Annotated in this window: 23 protein-coding genes; 11 read left to right on the forward strand and 12 right to left on the reverse strand. The window is 34.0% G+C overall.

Annotation, left to right across the window (positions count from 1 at the left end; all coding sequences use genetic code 11):
• Positions 1–18 precede the first annotated feature (18 nt).
• Positions 19–411, reverse strand: a complete 393-nt coding sequence (locus ABD745_RS08380) for a hypothetical protein (protein ID WP_344828012.1) — start codon at positions 409–411, stop codon at positions 19–21.
• Between the two features lie 254 nt (positions 412–665).
• On the opposite strand from ABD745_RS08380, the gene mfd reads away from it, so the two are divergent.
• The 7 genes from mfd (at position 666) to pth (ending at position 9,717) form a co-directional block, all read left to right on the forward strand.
• On the forward strand, positions 666–4,037 hold the full coding sequence (mfd, locus tag ABD745_RS08385; RefSeq protein WP_344828015.1) for a transcription-repair coupling factor: 3,372 nt from the start codon (positions 666–668) through the stop codon (positions 4,035–4,037).
• A 599-nt stretch (positions 4,038–4,636) separates the two neighbouring features.
• Positions 4,637–5,455, forward strand: coding sequence for a hypothetical protein (locus tag ABD745_RS08390; RefSeq protein WP_344828017.1), 819 nt, complete (start codon positions 4,637–4,639; stop codon positions 5,453–5,455).
• Positions 5,456–5,466: 11 nt separating this feature from the next.
• Positions 5,467–6,282, forward strand: coding sequence for a hypothetical protein (locus ABD745_RS08395; protein ID WP_344828020.1), 816 nt, complete (start codon positions 5,467–5,469; stop codon positions 6,280–6,282).
• 5 nt (positions 6,283–6,287) lie between these two features.
• Positions 6,288–7,031: a hypothetical protein gene (locus ABD745_RS08400; RefSeq protein WP_344828021.1), complete on the forward strand. Its 744-nt coding sequence runs from the start codon at positions 6,288–6,290 to the stop codon at positions 7,029–7,031.
• Positions 7,032–7,176: 145 nt separating this feature from the next.
• Positions 7,177–8,025, forward strand: a complete 849-nt coding sequence (locus ABD745_RS08405; protein WP_344828024.1) for a hypothetical protein — start codon at positions 7,177–7,179, stop codon at positions 8,023–8,025.
• A 95-nt stretch (positions 8,026–8,120) separates the two neighbouring features.
• Entirely contained in the window at positions 8,121–9,065 is a 945-nt protein-coding gene (locus ABD745_RS08410) for a hypothetical protein (RefSeq protein ID WP_344828026.1), read from the forward strand.
• Positions 9,066–9,153: 88 nt separating this feature from the next.
• The gene (pth, locus tag ABD745_RS08415; RefSeq protein ID WP_344828029.1) at positions 9,154–9,717 is read left to right on the forward strand and encodes an aminoacyl-tRNA hydrolase; all 564 of its coding nucleotides are present in this window, start codon (positions 9,154–9,156) and stop codon (positions 9,715–9,717) included.
• 52 nt (positions 9,718–9,769) lie between these two features.
• Here pth and ABD745_RS08420 read toward each other — a convergent pair whose 3' ends face one another.
• The 10 genes from ABD745_RS08420 to ABD745_RS08465 form a co-directional block, all read right to left on the reverse strand.
• A complete protein-coding gene (locus tag ABD745_RS08420; protein ID WP_344828031.1) occupies positions 9,770–10,192 on the reverse strand; it encodes a hypothetical protein in 423 nt (140 codons plus the stop codon).
• A 173-nt stretch (positions 10,193–10,365) separates the two neighbouring features.
• Positions 10,366–11,001 carry a carbonic anhydrase gene (locus tag ABD745_RS08425; RefSeq protein WP_344828034.1) on the reverse strand — a complete coding sequence of 212 codons (636 nt, stop codon included), beginning with the start codon at positions 10,999–11,001 and terminating at the stop codon, positions 10,366–10,368.
• 51 nt (positions 11,002–11,052) lie between these two features.
• Positions 11,053–12,645 carry a SulP family inorganic anion transporter gene (locus ABD745_RS08430; RefSeq protein ID WP_344828036.1) on the reverse strand — a complete coding sequence of 531 codons (1,593 nt, stop codon included), beginning with the start codon at positions 12,643–12,645 and terminating at the stop codon, positions 11,053–11,055.
• A 145-nt stretch (positions 12,646–12,790) separates the two neighbouring features.
• A complete protein-coding gene (locus tag ABD745_RS08435; RefSeq protein ID WP_047401155.1) occupies positions 12,791–13,090 on the reverse strand; it encodes a hypothetical protein in 300 nt (99 codons plus the stop codon).
• Between the two features lie 24 nt (positions 13,091–13,114).
• Complete coding sequence (locus ABD745_RS08440; RefSeq protein WP_344828039.1) at positions 13,115–13,783, reverse strand: carbonic anhydrase; 669 nt, start codon at positions 13,781–13,783, stop codon at positions 13,115–13,117.
• A 290-nt stretch (positions 13,784–14,073) separates the two neighbouring features.
• Positions 14,074–14,631 carry a serine acetyltransferase gene (locus tag ABD745_RS08445; RefSeq protein ID WP_344828042.1) on the reverse strand — a complete coding sequence of 186 codons (558 nt, stop codon included), beginning with the start codon at positions 14,629–14,631 and terminating at the stop codon, positions 14,074–14,076.
• A gap of 44 nt (positions 14,632–14,675) precedes the next feature.
• Positions 14,676–15,827, reverse strand: a complete 1,152-nt coding sequence (locus ABD745_RS08450) for a glycosyltransferase (RefSeq protein WP_344828044.1) — start codon at positions 15,825–15,827, stop codon at positions 14,676–14,678.
• Positions 15,828–16,391, reverse strand: coding sequence for an acyltransferase (locus ABD745_RS08455; protein ID WP_344828047.1), 564 nt, complete (start codon positions 16,389–16,391; stop codon positions 15,828–15,830).
• 2 nt (positions 16,392–16,393) lie between these two features.
• The gene (locus ABD745_RS08460) at positions 16,394–17,551 is read right to left on the reverse strand and encodes a glycosyltransferase (RefSeq protein ID WP_344828050.1); all 1,158 of its coding nucleotides are present in this window, start codon (positions 17,549–17,551) and stop codon (positions 16,394–16,396) included.
• On the reverse strand, positions 17,551–18,390 hold the full coding sequence (locus ABD745_RS08465) for a glycosyltransferase family 2 protein (RefSeq protein ID WP_344828052.1): 840 nt from the start codon (positions 18,388–18,390) through the stop codon (positions 17,551–17,553). Before ABD745_RS08465 ends, ABD745_RS08460 begins: the two co-directional genes overlap by 1 nt.
• Before the next feature lie 88 nt (positions 18,391–18,478).
• On the opposite strand from ABD745_RS08465, the gene ABD745_RS08470 reads away from it, so the two are divergent.
• The 4 genes from ABD745_RS08470 to ABD745_RS08485 all read left to right on the forward strand — a co-directional run bounded on the left by ABD745_RS08470 (position 18,479) and on the right by ABD745_RS08485 (position 22,807).
• Complete coding sequence (locus ABD745_RS08470; RefSeq protein ID WP_344828054.1) at positions 18,479–19,249, forward strand: class I SAM-dependent methyltransferase; 771 nt, start codon at positions 18,479–18,481, stop codon at positions 19,247–19,249.
• 25 nt (positions 19,250–19,274) lie between these two features.
• Positions 19,275–20,303 (forward strand): acyltransferase family protein, encoded by a 1,029-nt coding sequence (locus ABD745_RS08475; protein ID WP_344828057.1) that lies wholly within the window; start codon positions 19,275–19,277, stop codon positions 20,301–20,303.
• Between the two features lie 142 nt (positions 20,304–20,445).
• Positions 20,446–21,879, forward strand: coding sequence for an MBOAT family O-acyltransferase (locus ABD745_RS08480; RefSeq protein ID WP_344828059.1), 1,434 nt, complete (start codon positions 20,446–20,448; stop codon positions 21,877–21,879).
• 1 nt (position 21,880) lies between these two features.
• Positions 21,881–22,807, forward strand: coding sequence for an SGNH/GDSL hydrolase family protein (locus tag ABD745_RS08485; protein ID WP_344828062.1), 927 nt, complete (start codon positions 21,881–21,883; stop codon positions 22,805–22,807).
• Here the strand turns inward: ABD745_RS08485 and ABD745_RS08490 are convergent.
• Positions 22,799–23,740 carry a glycosyltransferase family 2 protein gene (locus ABD745_RS08490; RefSeq protein ID WP_344828063.1) on the reverse strand — a complete coding sequence of 314 codons (942 nt, stop codon included), beginning with the start codon at positions 23,738–23,740 and terminating at the stop codon, positions 22,799–22,801. The two genes, ABD745_RS08485 and ABD745_RS08490, sit on opposite strands and share 9 nt — an antisense overlap.
• Positions 23,741–23,745 lie beyond the last annotated feature (5 nt).

Below are 23,745 nucleotides of genomic sequence, written 5' to 3' on the forward strand. Positions count from 1 at the left end.
ATATGTATGAAAAGTTGGTTAACGAGTACAATTAGCTGTCCACGTTTTGCCATCTTTGATGAATAAAATTTTCAACTCATTGTTGTCAATTCTTATGTAGGATGTAGCTGTTGATCCTACCATTACCAAAGTATGATCGCCCTGCTGATTAAATTCTATTCCGTTCAGATCAGGAATTCCGTTTGAAAAGGCGAAGTTGTACTTAGTCCCACTCGCAATTTTGGTTACAAATACACTTCCATCATTCGCGTTTATGTCATTATCACTGTCGTGGTAAGAAATGCTGCCTTTGTAAGTTCCTGCGAAAAAGTCGTTATTGGTGGGATCATCATCACGGCTGCAAGATGAAAATGACGTGACCACAAAAAATACCAGCAGGAACAATCCTAAAATTTTAGTTACTTTTTTCATAATATTATTTCTTTAATGGTTTGGTGTACTGTAAAATTTTCAAACATTATGCCACTAGAGAAAATGAGAATTGTTTTAACTTTAAATTAGAATTTTTAGTAAATATTAAGATTAATAAGGTTTTTAACGATTATTTTAAGTTTTGAATACTTCGTAATGTTCCTTTAAAAGAAAAAATAATCCTTACCTTTGTGTAAATCAAACGATTTCGGGAACTCCCGAAATCGCTTTTGTCGTTTATATATTTACTATTTATGCAGTTAAAAACCATTAACGAGAAGTTCCTTCCGGATTTGCTTCAAAAAGAATTTGGAAAGGAGATTTTTACTCAATTGGAAAATAATCAACATATTTCTGTAAAAGGAAGTGCCGGATCTTCGGTCTCAATTTTTGTAGCTGAGCTTTTTCTCACGCAGAAAAAACATATCCTTTATCTGGTTGATGATAAAGAAGATGCGTTGTATGCCAATACCGAAATGGAAGATCTTTTAGGTAAAGACAAAGTTCTGTATTTTCCTGCGACACATCTGGAGCCCTATCAGATTGAAAAAACGCAGAATGCAAACTTAGTTTTAAGAACAGAGGTCATCAATAAAATTACTTCCAGCAAATCTCCGAAAGTGATTGTAGCTTATTCAGGGGCTTTGTCGGAAAAGGTGTTGAAGAAAGAAGATTTTAAGGCAATTTCACATCATATTAAAGTAGGAGATCAGCTTGATTTTGATTTTGTGGATGAATTATTAAATCATTATAATTTCCAGCAGGCAGATTTCGTTTCCGAGCCGGGAGAATTTTCTGTGAGAGGAGGAATTGTTGATGTTTTTTCATTTTCTAATGAAAAACCTTATCGGATCACATTTTTCGGTAACGAGATTGAAAGTATTAAAACTTTTGATATCGAAACTCAGCTCTCAATAGATAAAGTGACCGATTTTCAATTGGTTTCCAATATGAATTTTTCTGTCACAGGAATCAGGGTTTCGTTGCTTCAGTTGTTGCCAAAAGAAAGTTTTGTAGTTTCTAAAAACGGAATCGTCGGAATGCAGAGGCTGAAATCGTTCTATGAAAAGTCATTGGAAAAATATGAAACTTTAAGCAAAGACATTGCGCACAGATCGCCGCAGGAATTATTTATTTCTGATCAGGAATTTTTATTCGATTATAAAAAATTCAAAACAGTTGATTTTGGAAGTGTTTCCATTGAAGGACTGATCGAATTGACAGAAATGAAAATCAACCAGATTTCACAGCCTACTTTCCATAAAAACTTTGAATTATTAATTGAAGATCTTGAAGATAGGCAAAATGAAGGTTTCGATACATGGATTTCTTTTTCTACTGAAAAGCAAAAAGAAAGATTAGAATCAATTTTTGAAGAACTTGAGCATCAACTGCCTTTTAAAAGTTTTAAATCTGAGCTTCATGAAGGTTTTGTAGATAATGATCATAAAATTTTAGTCTATACCGATCATCAGATTTTTGACCGTTACCAAAGATATAAAGCAAAAAATACCTTTGCAAAATCTGAACAGTTGACGTTGAAAGATTTAATGTCTCTGAAAATAGGAGACTATATCGCTCACATCGACCACGGAATCGGAAAATTCATGGGGTTGGTGAAAGTAAATAATGACGGGAAAATTCAGGAATGTTTTAAACTGACTTATAAAAACGGAGACCTATTATATGTAAGTATTCATTCGCTTCATAAAATCTCAAAATACAACGGTCCGGATGGAAAGGAAGTTGTTCTAAGTAAATTGGGCTCACCAACCTGGAAATCTTTAAAACAGAAAACAAAAGCGAAAGTAAAGCAGATTGCATTCGATTTAATAAGATTATACGCCGAAAGGAAAACAGCGAAAGGATTTGCCTATACTCCCGATTCTTATCTGCAAAATGAATTGGAAGCGAGTTTCCTTTACGAAGATACTCCGGATCAGGAAAAAGCGACAATTGATGTTAAAAATGATATGGAAGCCGATACTGTGATGGATCGACTGATTTGCGGAGATGTAGGTTTCGGCAAAACGGAAGTTGCAATTCGTGCGGCATTCAAGGCAGCAACGGATGGAAAACAAGTTGCGATTTTAGTTCCGACTACCATTCTGGCTTTTCAGCATTACAGAAGTTTTAAAGAGAGATTGAAGGATTTTCCGGTAAATGTCGCGTACGTCAATCGTTTCAGAACAGCAAAACAAAAATCTGAAACATTAGATGCTTTAAAAAACGGAAAAGTCGATATTATAATAGGAACGCATCAATTGGCAAGCAGTTCTGTTAAGTTTAAGGATTTAGGACTGTTGATTATTGATGAAGAACATAAGTTTGGTGTTTCTGTAAAAGATAAATTAAAAACACTGAAAAGTAATGTTGATACATTGACTTTGACAGCGACACCAATTCCGAGAACATTGCAGTTTTCTTTAATGGCTGCAAGAGATTTGTCGGTTATTAAAACGCCGCCACCAAACAGACAGCCTGTAGATACACAATTGATAGGCTTTAGTGAAGAAATTCTTCGTGACGCTGTTTCTTATGAACTTCAGCGTGACGGGCAGGTTTATTTTATCAATAACAGAATTGAAAACCTTAAAGATATTGCAGGATTAATCCAGAGATTGGTTCCTGATGCAAGAGTGATTACCGGTCACGGGCAGATGGAAGGAAAGCAATTGGAAAAGAACGTTCTCGATTTTATGGAAGGAAAATATGACGTTTTGGTTTCCACAACTATTGTAGAAAGTGGAGTGGATGTTCCGAATGCCAATACGATCTTTATTAATGATGCTCAAAAATTCGGAATGGCAGATCTTCACCAGATGAGAGGTCGTGTCGGACGAAGCAACAGGAAAGCATTTTGTTATCTGATTACGCCGCCTTATGATATGATGACCTCCGATGCGAGAAAACGTCTGGAAGCAATTGAACAGTTTTCCGATTTGGGAAGTGGTTTCCAGATTGCGATGAAAGATCTGGAAATTCGTGGGGCTGGAGATTTGCTGGGTGCAGAACAAAGTGGTTTTATCAATGAAATGGGCTTTGAAACCTACCAAAAATTAATGCAGGAAGCTCTCGAAGAATTGAAAGACGATGTAGAGTTTGAAAACCTGTTCGAAAATGAAGAAGACAGAAACAAGCTTTTCAAAACAACCAAAGATGTCAATATTGATACAGATTTAGAACTGATGCTTCCTGATTGGTATATTTCGAATACGGAAGAAAGGTTATTACTCTATCAAAAATTAGCTGAGATCAATAATGAAGAGAATTTGTTGAAATTTGAGTCTGAGTTAATAGACCGTTTTGGGGAATTACCGAAAGAAGCGATCAATTTATTGAAAAGTGTAAGCTTAAAATGGCTGGCTTCCGACATTGGTTTTGAAAAAATTGTCATGAAAAACGGAGTGTTTTTAGGATACTTCCCGACTAATCCTCAAGACAAATTTTATCAGACCAATAAGTTCAGAAACATTATTAATTACTTGACGAAAAACCCTGCAGAAGCTCAATTGAAGGAGAAAACAGGAAAAGACGGGAATCACCTTATGATGAGGAAAGATAAAGTGATAAATGTTGATGAGGTGAATTATCTTTTAAAATCAATCTTAAAAAGTGAGGCTTAGTACAAGTTTCCGGAAAAAATAAATATTGCCGTATTGATGTATATTCAATACGGCATTTTGTTTTGTTTCATGATAGGGTTCTTTTAAAATAAATAGGAATAAAATTTACTGAATTTTGAATGTAAGTTGATGATTTACTTAGGGTTTTGTTGGTTGTAGAAAAAAATCTACAAAAAAAATATTAAAATAAAATTAAGATTTAAGGCGGTTTACGACCATTTTTTATTCGAAAAAATTGTATTAAAAAACATAACATTTTCCAAAGGTTTTAAAATATAATTCTAATAATTTGTCACACTAAATAGATTAATCATATTGCATTATATTTGTCAATTTTGTGTATAAAACACTTTTAAAAGGAGAATTTATCAAACATAAAAATCACTTTTTAATGATTAAATATGATATAATAAGTTTCTTTTAAGTGAATTATTTGTTAATTCTAATATTGCCAAATCCAAAAACCTAACACTTGTTCGTAGTAATAATTCTAATATTCGTAAGAATTTATTGTATCGTAATTAGTTAGTTTATATTGGTTTATGGATTGTAACTCTACTTTTTGTTTGTTTTTTTAGTTACCTTTGCAGTCCCTTATTATGAAAAAAACTGTGTATTGCTGCGTAGCTGGATTGTTTATTTCAATCCAGGCTTACGCTCAAGTGGGAATTGGTACAAGTACCCCCAATTCTGTTCTCGATGTAAACGGGAAAACCACCTTAAGAAAAGAACTTAGAGTAGGCGGTACTTCAACTACAGTCGGTAATCCCGGCTTAAACGGCCAAGTGTTGGTTTCCCAAGGAGAAGGTTTGCCTCCTGTCTGGAAATCTTTGAATGTTACCTTTATAGAAGAAGGACAGTACAGATTAATTAATTCGTACTTATCTAATGACCAAGTGGGTATTAGTACACTTTCCAATGGCATTGCAGCCGATGGTGTCTACAAAAATAGTATTGGTGACGATATTACAGATACTACAAAAGGAAAATGGGTAAAAATTGCAGGTCTTGAAAACAATTTCACCGTTAAAGATGCCAGAAACAAGCTTACTTATCAGTTTCAGGCAGGAGTTGAGATGAAAGCGCCGGTTGCAACGACATCACAGAATGTAAGCTTTACATGTGGTGTTTTCAGGAATAGTAAGCTTGTAGCGATACGTCCTGATAAAATCTCTTCAAACAATAATTCTGAAAAAGCTGGAATCCAGGATTATATTTTTACATTGAATTATACGGAACAGAATGTTCCGGCAGGAGCTCAGAAAGTTGAAGTTGCTTGTAGGAAAATTAATTCATCCAATGTAAACTCTCAATTTACAATTGGACGAAACTTATCGAATACAAACAATGTATCGAATGCATTTACTCTCGAATCTATGATAAAAATTGATATCATAGAATATGTAAGCTACAACTAAATCAAAAAAACATGAAAAATATATTTTCTATCCTATTCATCGCAATAGGGTTATCTCTTTCTGCCCAAATCGGAATTAAAACTGAATCTCCAAAAGCTAAGCTAGACGTTAATGGAGACACAAATTTAAGAGGAAAGCTTGCTGTTTCTAATGCAACAAACGCTACTCTTTCTGAAGGAACGGACACTCAGATATTGGTTTCTCAAGGTTCGGGATATGCACCAATCTGGAAGACCCTCAGAATTCCTGAATATGAAGCGAATAAGTTTTATTTAATTTTTAACAATTCATTTTCAGATAATACAGGAGTTTCATTTACGGCTGCAGAAGAATCTACGATCACTTCAAGAGCTACGACTTTTGCTAAAAATAATGCCTATACAAACTTCACGAAATTTAAAAAAATTCCGGGGCTTACTCAGACAATTAATATTTACAGTACGGTAAGTAAGGCTTATTTTCAGTTTGAAACTGTAGTTCAGGCTACTTTTAATGCTGCCGGAAGTACAGATACTTCGATTGATTATGGTTGTGGAATTTTTGTTGATGATAAATTGGTAAACTTGAGACAAGGAAACTTAAAAGCAAGTAGTGCAAACAATCCTTTCCTTACTCATAATCAAATTGGTCTTATTGAAAACCTTTCAAAAGGGGCGCATACGGTAAGTGTAGCGTGTTCAAGACTTGGATCTTACAATGTAGAAAACGGAACGGTTTTAGGCATCGGAAAAGCTGTAGCGACTAATATTGATTCTTTTATTTCTGAGTCTTCTCTGAAAATAGACGTATACGAAGTTCCGCAGGTATTTAACACAATTACAAATTAATACAAATGAAAAAGATATTACTAATAACGAATTTACTTGTAGCATTTTTATATAACGCTCAAGTTGGAATCAATACAACTACTCCGGTAAACATGCTTGACATCAACGGTGACCTAAATGTAAGAAAGGAATTAAGGACAGGAGGTACAAACACCGTAAAAGGTTCTGCAGGTGCAGCAGGGACAATTTTTCATAACAGCTCCAGTCTTACTGTAAACGACTGGAAAAGTATTAAGGTTGCAGACGGATTGACAAGTATGTCTTTATATTCCATGAATACACTGGAAGATAAGACCGGAGTATCTTTTTCCGGAAATAACGGTGCTACTGTGCCATATGGTGAAGGTTCGAATATTACAAGTTCGTGGTCTGTTTTGACGGGAACTTCATCTACTTTTTCCATCACAAACGCTACGAATAAAGTAACGTTCAATTTCCAGACAACGGCTCAGAAAACAGGAAACGGAGATACATCGACAAGTTTTGCGTGCGGAATTTTTGTTGATGATAAATTGAGAGCAGTAAGAACAGATGTTATAATCGGCGCTGCAGGAACAAACAAGATTTTTAATCTTAATGCGACATTAACGGACCTTACTCCAAAAAACAATTACACAGTAAAAGCTGCATGTATTAAAAGAAATATCAATTCTAATACTTTAGGAATCGGGAGAGCAGTTGATACAACGTATCTGAATGCAGACATGTCGAAATCTGTTTTAACGTTATCAGTTTTACAACCGTACTAATTTTTTTAGGAATAAATGATAAATAAAAATCTAAAAGCGAAAGTTTTTAGATTTTTTTGTGTTATTATGAGAGTTATTTGAGAATTTTAATTTCATACTAAAAGAAAATCAATTATATTTGACGGCATTAAAAAATAATAATCATATGACAAAAAAATACTTTTTTTCAACTTTTGCTGCATTAGCACTCGGTTTCGTGGTATCTTGTGATAATACAACAGACGATCCGCCAAATCAGAATAAAACGACTCCGCCAACAGCAACGATTACAGGACCGAGAATTTTAAGCAAAATTAATAACGGAACTAAAGACCTCGAAGAATATATTACAAATGGAGGAGCACTTTCTCAGGCTTTTACAAGAGATGCAGCTTCAACGAATACCATAACTTCTACGGTGACTTATAGCGGTAGTAAGATCTCTCAGATAAAAATTCAGGATAATGTAACCCCTCACGTTACAGACAATACGTATGTGCTTACCTATACAAGCGGGAAATTATCAAGCTTTACGATGGATCAACCTGTATTTGGTACGACTAATCACAGTGATTTTACGGTATTTTATGACGCAAACGGAGAATTATATAGAATTGAAGAGAAGAAAAAACTGGGTAGCACTTCATATACTCATTATATTGAAACTAAATACACTTTCTCGGCAAGTAATGTGGTAAAAACAGATTACACAACCATGTTGATGAGCGGAGGAATTCCTGATACTTCTACAGCATCTACTACATCTTATCTGTATGAAAATTTTGACTCTAAGATAAATCCTTACACTACACTGCCGAAAGAGTATCTTATAGTTTCCCTTGTGGCAACAACTCAGGTTAATTCTTATTTGCTTTCGACAAATAACGTAGGCAAAGTAACAATCCAAAACCCTGCAGGACCTCCGATTTCTTACCCGAAATTATATTCGTATGATTCTGAAAATTATCCTATTTCGGATCAGGGTCAGCTTCATTATATATACAAACCGTTATAATTATCTTTTAATAGTTTTGTGTGAAAATGAATAAATATCTGATTTTTATGCAAAAAAAAATTATATTTGTGGAAAAATAAATAATCCCTTTTGGAATGAAACGACTTTTTTATTTTATTTTACTATTGGTAGGTGTTTCTACAATCCATTCTTGTAAAGATTTATTAGATGAAGATGGAAATCCTCTATTAGATATAAATACCAACAGCGGGCTGAATGGTCCAAGAGCTTTATACAGAGAAATAACGAATGCAGATACTTTGGCAACATATTCTTACAACGGGTTGCAGGTAAGCAAAGTAATTACTCCGGGGGTAAATACTAAATATAAATCTGTTACAGATGTAGCTTGGAGCGGAGATAAGATCAGTAGAATTGATTTTAAAGGGCATTTGGATCTTGATAATGATAATGCTTTAGACCAGGATAGTGTTATATATACTCAGTTATATACTTACAATAATTTAGGAAGACTTGAATCTATTTCAGAGAATCGTTCTATTTACAAACGTGGAACACCAGTTCCACCAGCTGTACTAGGTCCTTATGCATTGTTCAGAAAATCAAAAACTCTTTATAATCTGAAATATAGTACGACAACAGCTAAACTGGAATCTCTTACTATGCAAACCGGAGAAGATGTGTCTGGAACTCCTTTCAATTATACCAACTATTCGCAAACAACTTACCAATATGCGGGAGACAATGTTTCTAATGTGGTAAGACAGTATGGTCCTATGAATGGAAGCGTATTCGGAGCACCTGTAACCAAATATGGTTATGCGTACTCAAATTATGATGATAAAATCAATCCGTTCACGCTAATACCTTTTGCTTATAAAATTTCAAGAATTTTAGAGACAGAAATCAACGATGTAGACAGCTGGATTTTGTCACCGAACAGTCCGAAAAGATATTCGATTACAGATCTTACGCAGCCAATTCCTGCTCCGGTTGTGTTCTCTACAGATTACAATTACGATCCTCAGACTTACATGCAGAAAGGATACGGAGTAAATTATATTTACAAACCATTGTAAAAACAATTTTATAAAAATATTTAAACTCAATCTTTTCGAAGGTTGAGTTTTTTATTTTTAATGCCTTAATTTTGCAAAAAATTTCTCGATGAAATATTTAATAGTCGGTCTTGGAAACAAAGGTCCTGAATACGAAAATACCCGTCATAATATCGGTTTTAAAGTAGCGGAGAAAATTGCGGAAACTTTAGACGTCTCATTTAATACGACAAACTTTGGCTGGATGGCTGATGGAAAATACAAAGGAAGAAGAGTATTGGTTTTAAAGCCTGATACTTATATGAATCTTTCCGGTAACGCTGTAAGATTCTGGATGCAGAAAGAAAATATTCCTTTGGAAAATGTTTTGATTGTGACGGATGATTTAGCCCTGCCTTTTGGAACTTTAAGAATGAAAGGAAAAGGTTCAGACGCCGGACATAACGGACTGAAAAATATCAATGAAGTTCTTCAGACGCAAAATTACGCAAGACTTCGTTTTGGAATTTCTGCGGATTTTTCTGAAGGAAAACAAGTAGACTACGTTCTCGGAACCTGGAATGAGGAAGAAAATAAAACGCTTTCTGAAAGAATCGAAAAGTTTACAAAAGCATCTCTATCATTCGTTTTTGCCGGAATCAATAATACAATGTCTGCTTTTAACGGGAAATAATCGACCACACAAACTTAGTATAAAATAAAACCTCCTAAACAGGAGGTTTTTATTATTTATAAACTACAATATCTCTTATGACTTTCTTCTCAAAGAAGTTTTTTTCGCTTACTGTAAAACCGTAATTATGCTCTTCCTGAAAAAACTCGATCTGAGTAGTTGAAGCGTTATCAGGTTTCCATCTAATGACTAAAGTTACCTCGTTCCCTGAATTGATATCTTTATCTGAAAATCTAAATAATGTACTTGGCAACGTATTTTTCTCATCTTCTTTTATATCAGATTTTGCTTTTTTAAACTGCAATTGAGTCATATCTTTTAATAAAAGGGAAAAAGGTTTTCCGATGTATTTTTCTTTATTCGTTTCAAATTTTTTAGCATAAGCAAGCGTGTCATTGACGGGCTTTTGGGCCTTTAAGAAACCATTTAAGAAAAGTAAAATTCCTAGAAGAAGTATATTTGTATGTATTTTCATAAGTTAATCTGCAACATTTATTAGAATATCAAAAGTAAGTATTTTAAAAACAGATTTGAATTGACTTTTAGTTAAAACTTAATTAAAAAAAGAGACCACCGAAAAATCGATGGTCTTGAGATGTACTTTTAAAAAATTAATTTCCAATCTATCTAACTATAACATATTTTATCTTACAACCAAGTTACAGCACCTGTTTCAACGTCGTAGTTGGCTCCAACTATTTTTATTTTACCTTCATTTTCAAGGTTGTTAAGTGTTGAACTCAATTTACGAATGTCTTCGATAGCACTTTTCACGTTCTGTTGATTCAGTCTTTCCAACAATGAACTGTTTTTTGATGAACGTTCTTCTCCTTCTTCGATCACTTCATTAATGATCGGATCAAAATGATTAATCAGGTGGTTCAGGTTATCCATTCCCAGTCCTTTGATTTGTGCTGCATCAAGACCACCTTTTAAAGCACCGCATTTGGTGTGTCCTAAAACTACAATAAGCTTAGAGCCTGCAACGTTGCAGCCAAATTCCATTGAACCTAAAATATCCTGATTGACGAAATTACCTGCAATTCTGATGCTGAAAACATCTCCCAGTCCCTGATCAAAGATAAGTTCGGCAGAAGTACGGCTGTCTATACAGCTTAAAACCACTGCAAAGGGCCATTGTCCTTCACGGGTAGCATTTACCTGCTCCAAAAGGTCTCTGTTTGCCTTAAGGTTGTTTACAAATCTTTGGTTTCCTTCTTTTAAAAAATTTAATGCTTTTTCAGGAGTAATTGTTGACTGGGTTTCTGAAGTATGTGCTTTCATATTGTTTGTTTATTGAATTTTATTTAAAGTTAAAAAATATTGATGATGAGCTTACATGGCTCTTCGGTGAGTAACCAGAATGTGAGAATCTTCATCTCTTTCATAATCTCTGTATGAAGTTTTGAAGCCTAAAAGTTCAACGGTTATGTCTTCTTCTTTCGCTCGTATATTGGCAAAATCCTGAATCATTTCCAGAACATCGGTGGCAATGTATGAAGTTCCTCTTGCATCGATGGTTACGTTAGAATTGGGTTTAATGTTTTTCAAAGTTTTTTTGATGGCTGCTTTGTTTAAAAATGAAACTTCTTCAGCAAGCTTGATGTTGATTCCGTCTGCATCGTCCAGTTTTTCTTTGCTTAAATAATAAGCTCTCTTCATATTTCCCTGAAGAATATAGAAAACTGAAATCGCAAGACCGATTCCTACACCTTTTAATAGATCTGTCGCTACAACTGCTACAACTGTCGCAACGAACGGAATAAACTGGAATTTCCCCAAATGCCAGAAGTGTTTGAAAGTCGCAGGTTTTGCTAATTTGTATCCGACTAAAAGTAATACCGCCGCCAAAGTCGCCAATGGAATTAAATTTAAAACAACAGGGATGGAAAGTACACAGATTAATAATAAAATTCCGTGAATTATTGCTGATGATTTGGATGTTGCTCCTGCATTGGCATTAGCTGAACTTCTTACTACAACCGAAGTCATTGGAAGTCCGCCGATAAATGAGCTGATAAGATTCCCGATTCCCTGTGCTTTTAATTCTAAATTCGTATCTGTTATTCTCCTTTGCTGGTCTAATCTGTCTGATGCTTCGATACAAAGCAGTGTTTCTATAGATGCTACAATGGCAATAGTTGCACCTACAATCCATACTTTCAGATTGGTAAAACCATTAAAATCGGGTGTTGTTACCAAATTTTTGAAATCGTCCAAAGACTGCGGAACAGGAAGAGAAACCAAATGCTGAGGCTGGATTGCTAATGAGCTTCCCGTCATTCTGAAAATCTGGTTTAAAAGAATTCCTGCAACTACGGCAACCAAAGCTCCGGGAAGCATTTTTATTCTTTTTAAAGTATGAACTTTATCCCAGGTAATAAGAATCGCAATTGAAACCGCGGTAACGATAATGGCACCCGGATGAATTGCTCCCAATAACTCTGTAAAGTATCCGAAGTTTAATCCGTTGTCAAAAATAGATTCATGACCTTCATAGTCTTTATCAAACCCTAAAGCGTGTGGAATTTGCTTTAAAATAATAATAATACCGATCGCGGCAAGCATTCCTTCAATAACATTATTTGGAAAATAATTGGAAATACTTCCTGCCCTTACAAATCCAAGGATCAATTGTATAAGCCCTGCAATAATCCCTGCACAAAGGAAAAGTTCAAATGCGCCAAGATCCGTAATCGCTGTTAAAACAATTGCCGTTAAGCCTGCTGCAGGTCCGGAAACCGATATATTAGAATTACTGAGTGATCCTACTACGATACCACCTACAACTCCTGCAATAATACCGGATAATGGGGGTGCTCCTGATGCCAGAGCAATTCCTAAGCATAAGGGAAGAGCAACTAAAAATACTACGAGTCCTGAAGGGAAATTCTCCTTAATTCCTCCTATTAATGATGTTTTTTTCATGATGTTAAGCTGTGAGAGTAACCGATTTATCTGTATTTAAATAAATCAATTGTAAAAGATTGGAAATTTAATTTTTAAAGCACATGTATATTCAATATCAAAAACTTGATATAGAATTGGGATCAAAAAAAATCTGACTTTAAAATTAAGCTTCCGGGGGCGGAGAAAATATAGTTAATAACGGCGACAGATGAAAGGAATCGTCTATCAGCACAAAAGATCTGCCTTCTACAGAAGGTTCAAAAAACTTCAGATAATCGAATACATCTAAAGGTTTTGGAAGAGTCTTTTCGTAAACAATAAAAGATGTTGCGTGAGAATGCGGTTCTTCTTCATTGATTATTACATTCGTTCTCGTAAGATCCCAACCAAAAACAGCAGCAATGCTTGGCAGCGCTGTAAAGTTGAGGAAGAACAGTAATGTAATAATACTCCAAAGTTTCATTTCACTTTCTTTTCTTTATAAAAATTATTTATTTTTTTTGTTCATTACCCAATCAGAACTTGTAAGATTGTAGATCTTTTGGATGTCTTTCAAAACTTTTTCAAAGTCAATCTCCAGATCAATAATCTTTCCGGTTCTAAGGTCAAAAACCCAGCCGTGAACAACAGGATATTCATCTAAAATGTATCTTTCCTGTACACAAGCCATTTTAATTACGTTGATGCACTGTTCCTGTACATTTAATTCTACAAGTCTGTCATAACGTTTCCCTTCATCTTCAATAGCATCTAATTCGGCTTGGTGTAATCTGTAAACATCACGAATGTTTCTCAGCCAAGGATTTAATAATCCTAAATCCTGAGGTGTCATGGCTGCTTTCACACCACCACAGTTGTAATGTCCACAAACAATAATGTGTTTTACTTTTAAATGCTCTACGGCATACTGAATAACAGCTGTTGAGCTCATATCCAAAGTATTTACGACATTTGCGATGTTTCTTGTCACAAAAACTTCGCCTGGTTGTGTACCCATCAATTCTTCTGCCGTCACTCTGCTGTCAGAACATCCAATGTAAAGATACTCAGGATTTTGAGTTTTAGCTAATTCTTTGAAGAAATTCGGGTCATTTGCAATTTTAGATTCTACCCATTTTTTATTGTTTTCGAAAATAAGCTCGTACGATTGTGACATAATTTAAAAATTTAAAGTTTTACAATTATTTATTTCGTTTAAATTATTTTCAAATTCAATAGACCAAATCAATAACAATGCAAAAATATAATTTTTGATGAAAAAGCAAACATTTTTAACAAAGTTTAATATTAAAATATGCTTAAAATCATATATAAATAAAGGATTGAAAGATATATTCTTCCTTTTTAATAATTATTTTGCTGTTTTAATAATCCAAACTGTATAATAATTATTGATAAAATTACAAACAAACAATAAAACAGCAATGAATCGTTAATTAAATATTCTTAAATTTTATTATTGATATAGCCTTCCGTTGCATTTTCACTTTCATAAATTTTCCCCGGATTCCCCATAACAATAGAATTTCCCGGAACATCAAAATTTATATAAGAATTAGGAGCAATAAGAACATTGTTTCCGACAGTGATTCCACCTACAATTACAGCATTTGTACCGATCCAGACTTCATCACCAATCTTTGGAAAACCTGTGTTTTTTCCGCGATTTTGCTGCCCGATGGTTACACCCTGTGCAATATTGCAGTTTTTTCCGATTTTAGCATTCGGGTTAATGACCAGACTTCCCCAATGTCCCAAATAAAAGCCTTCTCCGATTTCTGTTTCCGGGTAAATCTGGAAACCGTATTTGATCTGATAATGTCTCAGAATAAACTTCCAGACAATTTTTAAAAACGGAGTGTGCTTATATTTTTGAGATTTTCTTAGGACATAGAGAAAATGAAGATTGGGATTGATGCATTTTGCCCAAATTTCAAAAGTGGAAAGCCATTTTCCACTTTCACGGTAAAAATCTTTTTGAAGAGTAGAATGTTGATCTGCCATAAAACAAATGTATGAAATCTAGGATTTTTTGAACGTTGATTTTACTATAATTCGTCTAAAATAGAACTGATTTTTCGGACGGAATTTTCAAGATTGAAAGGCATTTCGTAATCTTTCAGCTTCTCAGAATATTTTTCGAAAGATTCAGGTTCGGATAATGCTTTTTTCATTCCGTTATAAATTCCTTCTTCTGAATTTTCCACAATTAAGCCTAATTCGCCATTATTCAGCATTTCGGCCGAACCGGAAACTTCCGTGGAAATTATCCTCTTTTTTAAGGTAATTGCTTCAAAAAGAACGGTAGGAAAACCTTCATATCTTGAACTTAAGATGTAAAAATCTGCTTTTTTGAAATATGGATAAGGATTATCTGTAAAACCCAACATTGTTGCCGTTTTGTCAACTCCAAGATCAGATTTTAGTTTTTTAATATTTTCAAAATCATATCCATCACCAACAATCAGAATTCTGTGCTGAAAACCTTCATTCAGCAGCCTTTTGTGAACTTTTAATAATCTGTCAAACCCTTTTTGAGGAAAAACAGTTCCAACGGAAATAAAAGTAGTGACAGTTTGATCAAATTCATAGTTTAAAACAGGAAGATCTGCTTTTACAGTAAATTCTTCCGTGTCTAAAGGATTATAAATTTTTACAATTTTCTTTTTCTCAGCATCATTTTTTGCCAGACTGTGAAAAAGCTGTTCGATTTTTTCTGAGATCACCATGATTTTATCAAACCCAAAAAATTTACGGATTTCATCATTCGTATAGCCTTTCACCTGCGAAAGATCATTGTGAATCCAGACAATTTTTTTCGAATTTTTTAAAGGTGAACCCAGAATTTCATCACGCATTCCGTGGATTGCAGCAAATTCGATATCGTATTTTTTATTCTTTAATTTTCTTTTATAAAGAAGATTCGGGAATTTTTTTAATGTTTTTTCATGAAGTACCCTCGTCACTTTTCTCGGAATTTCATGGGGACGGTTGGTTGTAATCATTTCGCCTTTGTGAAGGTATAGAATATTGATCCATTTTGGAACTTCAGCTAAATATTTTCCGGAATAAAGATTTAGCAATAAATCAATTTCATATTGATCGTGAGGGAGATTTTTAAGGAAGGTAACCAATACTTTTTCCGCGCCGCCATGACGCAGAGATCCGATACGGATAAGTATTTTCTTTTTTTCAGTCATTTATTTTTTTACAGGTTTGTATTTGTAAGGGAGATGTTCTTTAATGTAAGCTTCCAGTTTCGGTCTGTCCGGCTCCAGTTCGCGGGGATACATTACGTTGTTTGCCAATAATTTATCGCCATATTCTTCTATCGTACAAATGTATTTTGCGGGAACTCCGGCGTAAACTGTTCCTTTCGGCATGGAAGTCGTTAAAATAGAACCCGCTCCCAAAACACAGTTGTCGCCCATTTCCACACCCAACATAATGATTGTATCTGCGCCGATCAAACATTGTTTTCCGATTTTTATTCTTCCGAAAGTTCTTACATCTTTATATTTATCGAAAAAATGCAGTGCATTCTGACCACCGTCATGATTCACGAATCTTACATTATTGGAAAATGTGGTTTCATCACCGATTTCTATTAAAAAACATTCTGTCCCAAACTGCGGAACTTCCACAAAACGAACATTTTTACCTACTTTCAAACCTTTTGAAAGACAGATTTTAAGATAAATTCTCTGTATCATAAATTGATACATGGTGTGGATTTTAAGGATGGCGCGGTAAAATAAAAGCATATTTATTTTTTTGATAAATTAATGATAATATTTTCAACAGCATCAAAAATCTTCTGATTGTCGAACTGTTTTTCAATATTTTTTAAATTTTCTTTGATCTGCGAAACAAATTGAGGATCTGTAATAAATTTTTTCATGGATTCATACATTTCGTCAGTTTCATAATTGATAAGGTAACCTGTTTTTTCATGCTCAATCATCTCAGGAATTCCTCCGACATTGGTTGAAATAATGGGTTTTTGAAGAATTAAACTATCTGCAATAATCAAAGGCCAGCTTTCGGATTCTGAAGGAAGAATAAAAAAGTCGGCATTTTTCACATGAGGATACGGATTCATCGAAGAACCTAATAGTTGAAAACTATTTGTAACACCCAGATTTTCTGATTGTTTCTTTAGGTTTTCCATTTCTTCACCGTCACCGATAACAATAATATGATGGTCAAAGCCATCTTTTAACAATTTGGCATGAGCATCCATTAATTTATGAAATCCTTTTCGGCTGTGAAGTCTCGCAACAGAAACAAAAACAGGTTTATTAGGCAATTCGGGTTTAAATGCCAATGATTTTTGCTTCAATTCTTCAATCGGAATTGCATTTAAAATAACCTGATTTTCAGGGATTTTAAGGTCGGGATATGTTTTAATTAAAATATCTTTAGTCTGTTGAGAACCAAAAATAAAATAATCAAATTGAGGAATCTGTTTTAAAATTTCCGGAACAAGTGGCTGAAGCTTAGGTAAAGTAATATCGGAATGAAACCATCCGATTTTTTTTGAATTTTTGTTAAGGGAATTCAAAACCGCGGAAAAAGCAGCGTAAGTCGGGGCAATTTCCACGTCGTAGTTGTCACCAAGGATTTTCTGAGCAACTGAAGGGTTTTTCAATGCTTTCTGAAGCCTGAGTTTTCTTTTTGCCAGCTGTACTTTCTGGATCAGCGAATTTTCGGAAAGATCTTCTCTGCCGTCCGTAAGATAAGTTTTCCTTACATGTTCGGGGATTTCGTTTCGAAGCTCTCCCTGATTCATATTTAAGCAGATAGTCATCTCAAATTTCTCTTTATTAAGATTATTGAGCATGCTTAAAACTACTTTTTCCACGCCTCCCATCTCCATTGAACGGTGTCTGAAAAGTACTTTTATTTTATTGTTTTTTGTCATTAACTAAAGATTTGTTGTGCAAATATGATTAGCTTCTTCTTTGCTCTGAACGAAAATGAATTCTGATACTCCAAAAGACCGTAAATATCCTTTGAATTTGTGTATTCTTCTGGAATTGGTTTGCCGTGTATTGTTTTTAATTTTCTACGTTTCATGGCATTGAAAATTACTTTTGCAAAATACTCGCGGGATGTTGGTTTGTTATCATTCTGAGAAATTCCGCCGGAATGAAGTCTGTATAAATAATTTGTTTCGTCAATAAACTCTACTTTTCCCTTTTCGTACATTTTCAGATAAAGATCCTGATCTTCTGCAATTTTCATTACAGTATTCATTTTTTCGGTCTGATTGTAAATACTTTTTCTAAAGCATACAAAATGTACAATATTCACAGGACAATTGAAAAAATAAGGATTGTTATTGATGACCTGATGTACTATTTTTGGAACTTCTATCGGTTTAAGATTTTCGTCACATTTAGCAAATTTGGTATAGGTAAGAACTACATCTTTCTTTTTTTCAAAAACCTTAATACTGGAAAAAACCGCGTTGGAAGTGATCGCGTCATCAGGATCTACAAAACCGCAGATATCGCCGTTGGCAAGTTCTATAAGTTTGCTTTTTGTTACTCCTACACCGCTGTTTTTGTCATTTTCAAAAAACCTGAAACGTTCATCATTCCCGATTATATTTTTTATGACATCTACAGAATTATCTGTGGAGGCATCGTCTAAAATTACGGCTTCCCAGTTTTTATATTCCTGTACAAGAATAGAGTTGTAGCATTCCTTAAAGAATTTTCCATTATTGTAATTGGCAATTAAAATAGAAAACTTCATCCTTTTTGTGTTAATAAATTTTTACAAATATAATTATATCTTAAAGATAAGAGAAAAATCTTTATTTTTGTGTCCTAAATTTAACACAGTGAGCGAAATATCAAGAGTTCTCAAAACATTTGTAGCATATCTTAAAAGACCTGACCTTTATCCTGAGCTGGGAAGAAAAATTGTCAAAAATACGGTAAACAGAGGAAATGCTTTTAAAGGGAAAGAAAAAACCAATTCCTGGGCAGCTTCAAGAGCCATTTCTGAGAAGGAAGCGGTTTCTAAACTTTTCGGGATTAATATTGATCCTTTTAAAGATGATTTTTCTGAAATTTTAAAAGAAGCGGAAAGAAGACAAAACGAATGTCCTATTAAAATGGGTGGGGCAGGAGCTTTAGAATTAATCTATTATTCTTGTGAATTTACTAATGCAAAAAGTGCCGTAGAAACAGGGGTTGCTTATGGATGGTCTTCATTGGCTGCACTTTTATCTTTGGAAAAAAGAGACGGAAAATTATACAGTTCTGATATGCCTTATCTGGCACAGGATGGCGATCAGTATGTAGGGTATGTTGTTCCTGAAAATCTTAAACCAAATTGGAAACTATTCCGTTTTGCAGATAAAGAATCTTTACCGAAAATTTTTGCAGATAATGCCTCTTTTGATGTGGTACATTATGATTCTGATAAGAGTTATAATGGAAGATTCTGGGCTTATGGAGAGCTTTACAATCATTTAAGAAAAGGTGGTGTTTTTATCAGTGATGATATTGGTGATAATTCTGCCTATCAGGATTTCTGCGAAAAAAATAATATTGAAACTACTGTTGTAGAGTACGAAGGGAAATACATCGGCGTGTTTGTAAAATAATGAGTTTTAAATGTATTTTTGATTCGTGAAGATAAGTCAGATTACATTTACCCGCTTTGTCGCTGCAATGGCGATTGTTATTTCTCATTTTAATAAAGAATTATTTTTATATAAAATCAATTATATCTCCGACATTTTCCTAAGGGCGAATGTCGGGGTTAGCTATTTCTTCATCCTTTCCGGGTTTATTATGATTGTGGCGTATCATAAAAAGACGCAAATTAATTATCTGGATTACTACAGAAACAGGTTTGCAAGGATTTATCCGCTGTATGTTGTAGGGGTGCTGCTGCTTTTGGTGACGAGATATTCCGATTTTAATTTTTACAAGGTATTTTTGTATCTGTTTGGGATTCAAAGCTGGATTCCGGGTGATGCACTGGTTCTGAATTTTCCGGGATGGTCTATTTCTGTAGAATTTCTTTTTTACTTAATTTTTCCCTTGCTTTACAATTATTTTTATTCAAAAGGGAACAAAAGTATTTGGATTATAGCAGTTTTGATTTGGGTTGTAACACAGTTTTTTTCAAATCTTTATGTAAATTCTTTGATGTACAAAGGTCCGCATACGATGAGTCACGAGTTCGGTCATTATTTTCCGCTTTGGCATATCAATGAATTTTTGGTGGGAAATCTTGCTGGTTTATATTTTGTTAAAAACTTCAGAGAAAGGAATTATGATGTTGTCATTACATTAATTTTTATAGCAATTTTATTGTCTTTAATTTTTATTCCTTTAAATTTTCATAATGGTTTGATGGCAGTTTTATTTATTCCTTTGATCTATTTAATTTCATCTAATAACGGTATTTTAACCAAAGTTTTTTCACTGAAACCGCTTGAATATTTAGGAGAAATCAGCTATGCGGTCTACATTATTCATATTCCTGTCTTATATATTTTGAGATCGGTTTTATGGGAGAATTTTCAGGTGTATGAGCACAATGCTGTGTTTTGGATTTATATTCCTGTTTTAATAATTATTTCGGGGCTTTTTTATCAATTTATCGAAAAACCTTTGAGAGATTATTTAAAGAAAATAAAAATTAGATAAAAATATTTACTTTTGCTAAACATAAATGAATTCACTATGATTGAAATGATGTTCCCAAAAATGTTTTTTATTTTTGAAAAAACTGTATTTAAAAATATAGATCGTAAAATTTCGTAAGAAAATTAATTTTTAAGAAAATTTTATGCTATTTAATTCAATAGGGTTTTTAATCTTTTTGCCAATAGTTTTTATACTGTATTGGTTTGTTTTCAACAAAAAATATCAGCATCAGAATTTGCTTGTGCTTGTAGCAAGTTTTTATTTCTATGCCTGTTGGGATTGGAGATTTCTTTTTTTATTAATGTTTTCCATTGGATTGGATTTCTTTTCAGGAATTCAGATTGAGAAAAGCAAAAGCAAAAAAGAAGCGCAAATCTGGCTGGCTATCAGTATTATAATAAATCTCGGATTTTTAGGTTTTTTTAAATATTATAACTTTTTTGTAGGAAGCTTCTCGGATTTACTGAGTGGTTTTGGCTTCCATGCCAATGTATGGCTGCTGAAGATTGTGCTTCCTGTGGGGATTTCGTTTTATACATTTCACGGGCTTTCTTATGTTATAGATATTTATAAGAAGAGAATTTCGGCGGAGAGAAATTTTATCGATTACGCAGTTTTTGTAAGCTATTTTCCTTTGTTAGTTGCGGGACCTATTGAAAGAGCGACACACCTTTTACCACAAATTCAAAGAAAAAGAGTCTTCAATTATGAACAGGCTGCAGACGGAATGCGACAGATTCTCTGGGGATTTTTCAAAAAAATGGTGATTGCGGATAATTGTGCCCCGTTAGTAAACGATATTTTTACCCATTATCAGACAGAAAGTGCAAGTAATTTGGTTTTAGGAGCCGTGTTATTTGCTTTCCAGATTTATGGTGATTTTTCGGGATATTCTGATATTGCTTTAGGTGTTTCACGATTATTTGGGATAGAGCTGTTGAAAAACTTTTCATTTCCATACTTTTCAAGAGATATTGCAGAATTCTGGAGGAGATGGCATATCTCATTGTCGTCGTGGTTCAGAGACTATCTATATATTCCTTTAGGAGGAAGTAAAGGCGGACTGATGATGAAAATACGGAACACATTTATCATTTTTCTTGTTTCGGGATTCTGGCACGGCGCCAACTGGACTTTCATTATTTGGGGAGGGCTGAATGCTCTTTACTTTATGCCTTTATTAATAACGGACAAAAACCGACAAAATCTTGAAGTGGTTGCTATGGGAAAATTAATTCCTTCTTTTAAAGAAATTTTCCAAATTTTAATCACATTTTCGCTTACCTGTTTTGCGTGGATTTTCTTTAGAGCAGCGTCGGTTTCTCAGGCGATTTCTTATATCGGAAAAATATGTAATAAGACCATACTTTCGATTCCGCCGCATTTACCTTATAAAATTTTGTCACTTGTCGGGATCATGCTTTTGATTGAATGGATTAACCGGAATATGTTTCACGGTTTGGAAATCAAGAGATTTAATCCGTGGCTGAGAAGAATCTTGTATTTAGTGATTATATATATCATTCTCCGTTATGCTAATTTCGGGAATAATGAATTTATTTATTTTCAATTTTAGTATGAAAAAGTTTTTACTCAAATTATCGTTTTATTTAGCGGCAGGAATATTGGTATTTGCTGTACTTGGCTCATTTGCAGACGGTAACACCGATGATAATTATATGCATTTTGCAGTAGAAAAGCCTCATAATATTATTTTAGGAGATTCGAGAGGTTCTCAGGCTGTATTACCAAGTATTCTGAAGGATAAACTTCAACAAAAATTCGACAATTTTTCGCTGAATGTTGTACAGTCACCTTACGGACCGATTTATCTGGAGGCTTTAAAAAGAAAAATAAATCCTGAAACTAAAAACGGATTGTTTATTTTAACGGTAGATCCCTGGAATTTGTCTTTAAATAAAAACGTTAAAAGTTCAAAAGATTTTCCGGAAGAACATTCTCCGCTGAAAAATATGTATTCTTATGACTGGTCTCCAAATTATGAATATCTTTTAAAAAATTATAGCAGAAGCTGGTTTAAAATTTTTACTGAAAGAGAAGATAAAGGAAGATCTAATACCTATTTGCATAAAGACGGATGGATGGAAGTAAATGTCAATATGCAGAAAGATTCGGTGGCAAAAAGGGAATTCGAAAAGATAGATATCTTTTATACAGATTTGGTTAAAACACAATCTTTATCACAAAAGAGATTAAATTCTTTAGAAGATATCATCAAATTTCTAAAACCTAAAGGAACCGTTTATCTGGTCAGAATTCCTGCATCGGAAAAGCTGATGAAGCTCGAAAGTTCTTATTCACCTGATTTTAACGAAAAAATGAAAACAATTTCTAAAAGACATGGGATTAAATTCTTCGATTTTTCTTCAAAAGCTAAAGACTATATGTACACAGACGGAAATCATATGTACAAAGAATCCGGAAAAGTTTTCACAGCACAAATCGCAGATTCTATACTTTCAAATACAAAAAAATTAAAATAAGTACTCTCTGAAATTGATATTGTAAAGTCCTGATCTGATGCTAGGATAATCGGAGATGAGGTATTTTGTGACCATTTTCCATTTTTTCAGGGTTGGAGCAAGGGCAATTTCATAGCTTCGGTGCATTCTTTTGATGTGTAGTTTTACATCTGCCGGAATTGTATTTTCATTTTGTGCCCAATCATTAATTTCCTTCCAAAGCAAAACTCTTGTCGTTGCAGGTTTCACTTTTTTTGCATCTACAGCGGTAATTCTGTTATTTTCATGAACGCCTCTTACTGCGACAGCTTTATCTAAAATCCCGGGATAAAGATCAAGGTAATAGGAGAGCCTGAACAAAAATTCCGTGTCCTGATGGAGTCTCAGATGTGTTTTGAAAAGCGGTTTTAATTTTTTTACCATTGCATCTCTTCTTATCGTTAAGCAATCGATGCTGAAAAGCCCAAAACTTCCCCGCATGCCGATTTGTCCAGGAAAAACATCTTTAGGGTCGTATCTCTTGTAAACTGTTGTTAAATCATCTCTGAAGAGCTGATAATATTGTTCTTTCGCCTTTTCTGAATAATAATGAACACCCAAAGCTCCGTAAACACCCTCTACCTTCGGATCCTTGAAAAGTTCTTTTTCTGCATCAAAGCGGTTGGGAAGATAATAATCATCAGCATCTAAAAAAGCAATGAAATCACCTGTTGCATTTTCTAAACCTAAGTTTCTAGTAGGTCCTGCACCGTGATTTCCTTTATCAGGATGTTGAAAAAGCTTCACTCTGTCATATTTTTCAGCTAATTCCTGACATACTTTTAAAGCATTATCCGGCGATTTATCTTCAATTAAGATAACTTCATAGACTTCTTCAAATTGAAGAGCAGATTCTACGGCTTGAGTTACATATTTCTCGGCATTGTAAACGGGAGTGATTACGGAAATTTTCATTTGAT

It is taken from the genome of Chryseobacterium ginsenosidimutans, assembly GCF_039536845.1.
GTDB classification, from domain to species: domain Bacteria; phylum Bacteroidota; class Bacteroidia; order Flavobacteriales; family Weeksellaceae; genus Chryseobacterium; species Chryseobacterium ginsenosidimutans_B.

Excerpts from the sequence above, each read along its gene's own strand:
- ABD745_RS08380 (WP_344828012.1), bottom strand. The coding sequence starts at position 411 with ATGAAAAAAGTAACTAAAATTTTAGGATTGTTCCTGCTGGTATTTTTT.
- ABD745_RS08465 (WP_344828052.1), bottom strand. The coding sequence starts at position 18,390 with ATGAAGTTTTCTATTTTAATTGCCAATTACAATAATGGAAAATTCTTT.
- ABD745_RS08405 (WP_344828024.1), top strand. The coding sequence starts at position 7,177 with ATGACAAAAAAATACTTTTTTTCAACTTTTGCTGCATTAGCACTCGGT.
- ABD745_RS08390 (WP_344828017.1), top strand. The coding sequence starts at position 4,637 with ATGAAAAAAACTGTGTATTGCTGCGTAGCTGGATTGTTTATTTCAATC.
- ABD745_RS08420 (WP_344828031.1), bottom strand. The coding sequence starts at position 10,192 with ATGAAAATACATACAAATATACTTCTTCTAGGAATTTTACTTTTCTTA.
- ABD745_RS08440 (WP_344828039.1), bottom strand. The coding sequence starts at position 13,783 with ATGTCACAATCGTACGAGCTTATTTTCGAAAACAATAAAAAATGGGTA.
- ABD745_RS08445 (WP_344828042.1), bottom strand. The coding sequence starts at position 14,631 with ATGGCAGATCAACATTCTACTCTTCAAAAAGATTTTTACCGTGAAAGT.
- ABD745_RS08480 (WP_344828059.1), top strand. The coding sequence starts at position 20,446 with ATGCTATTTAATTCAATAGGGTTTTTAATCTTTTTGCCAATAGTTTTT.
- ABD745_RS08430 (WP_344828036.1), bottom strand. The coding sequence starts at position 12,645 with ATGAAAAAAACATCATTAATAGGAGGAATTAAGGAGAATTTCCCTTCA.
- ABD745_RS08395 (WP_344828020.1), top strand. The coding sequence starts at position 5,467 with ATGAAAAATATATTTTCTATCCTATTCATCGCAATAGGGTTATCTCTT.
- ABD745_RS08490 (WP_344828063.1), bottom strand. The coding sequence starts at position 23,740 with ATGAAAATTTCCGTAATCACTCCCGTTTACAATGCCGAGAAATATGTA.
- ABD745_RS08450 (WP_344828044.1), bottom strand. The coding sequence starts at position 15,827 with ATGACTGAAAAAAAGAAAATACTTATCCGTATCGGATCTCTGCGTCAT.
- ABD745_RS08425 (WP_344828034.1), bottom strand. The coding sequence starts at position 11,001 with ATGAAAGCACATACTTCAGAAACCCAGTCAACAATTACTCCTGAAAAA.
- ABD745_RS08485 (WP_344828062.1), top strand. The coding sequence starts at position 21,881 with ATGAAAAAGTTTTTACTCAAATTATCGTTTTATTTAGCGGCAGGAATA.
- mfd (WP_344828015.1), top strand. The coding sequence starts at position 666 with ATGCAGTTAAAAACCATTAACGAGAAGTTCCTTCCGGATTTGCTTCAA.
- ABD745_RS08455 (WP_344828047.1), bottom strand. The coding sequence starts at position 16,391 with ATGCTTTTATTTTACCGCGCCATCCTTAAAATCCACACCATGTATCAA.
- ABD745_RS08460 (WP_344828050.1), bottom strand. The coding sequence starts at position 17,551 with ATGACAAAAAACAATAAAATAAAAGTACTTTTCAGACACCGTTCAATG.
- ABD745_RS08400 (WP_344828021.1), top strand. The coding sequence starts at position 6,288 with ATGAAAAAGATATTACTAATAACGAATTTACTTGTAGCATTTTTATAT.
- pth (WP_344828029.1), top strand. The coding sequence starts at position 9,154 with ATGAAATATTTAATAGTCGGTCTTGGAAACAAAGGTCCTGAATACGAA.
- ABD745_RS08435 (WP_047401155.1), bottom strand. The coding sequence starts at position 13,090 with ATGAAACTTTGGAGTATTATTACATTACTGTTCTTCCTCAACTTTACA.
- ABD745_RS08410 (WP_344828026.1), top strand. The coding sequence starts at position 8,121 with ATGAAACGACTTTTTTATTTTATTTTACTATTGGTAGGTGTTTCTACA.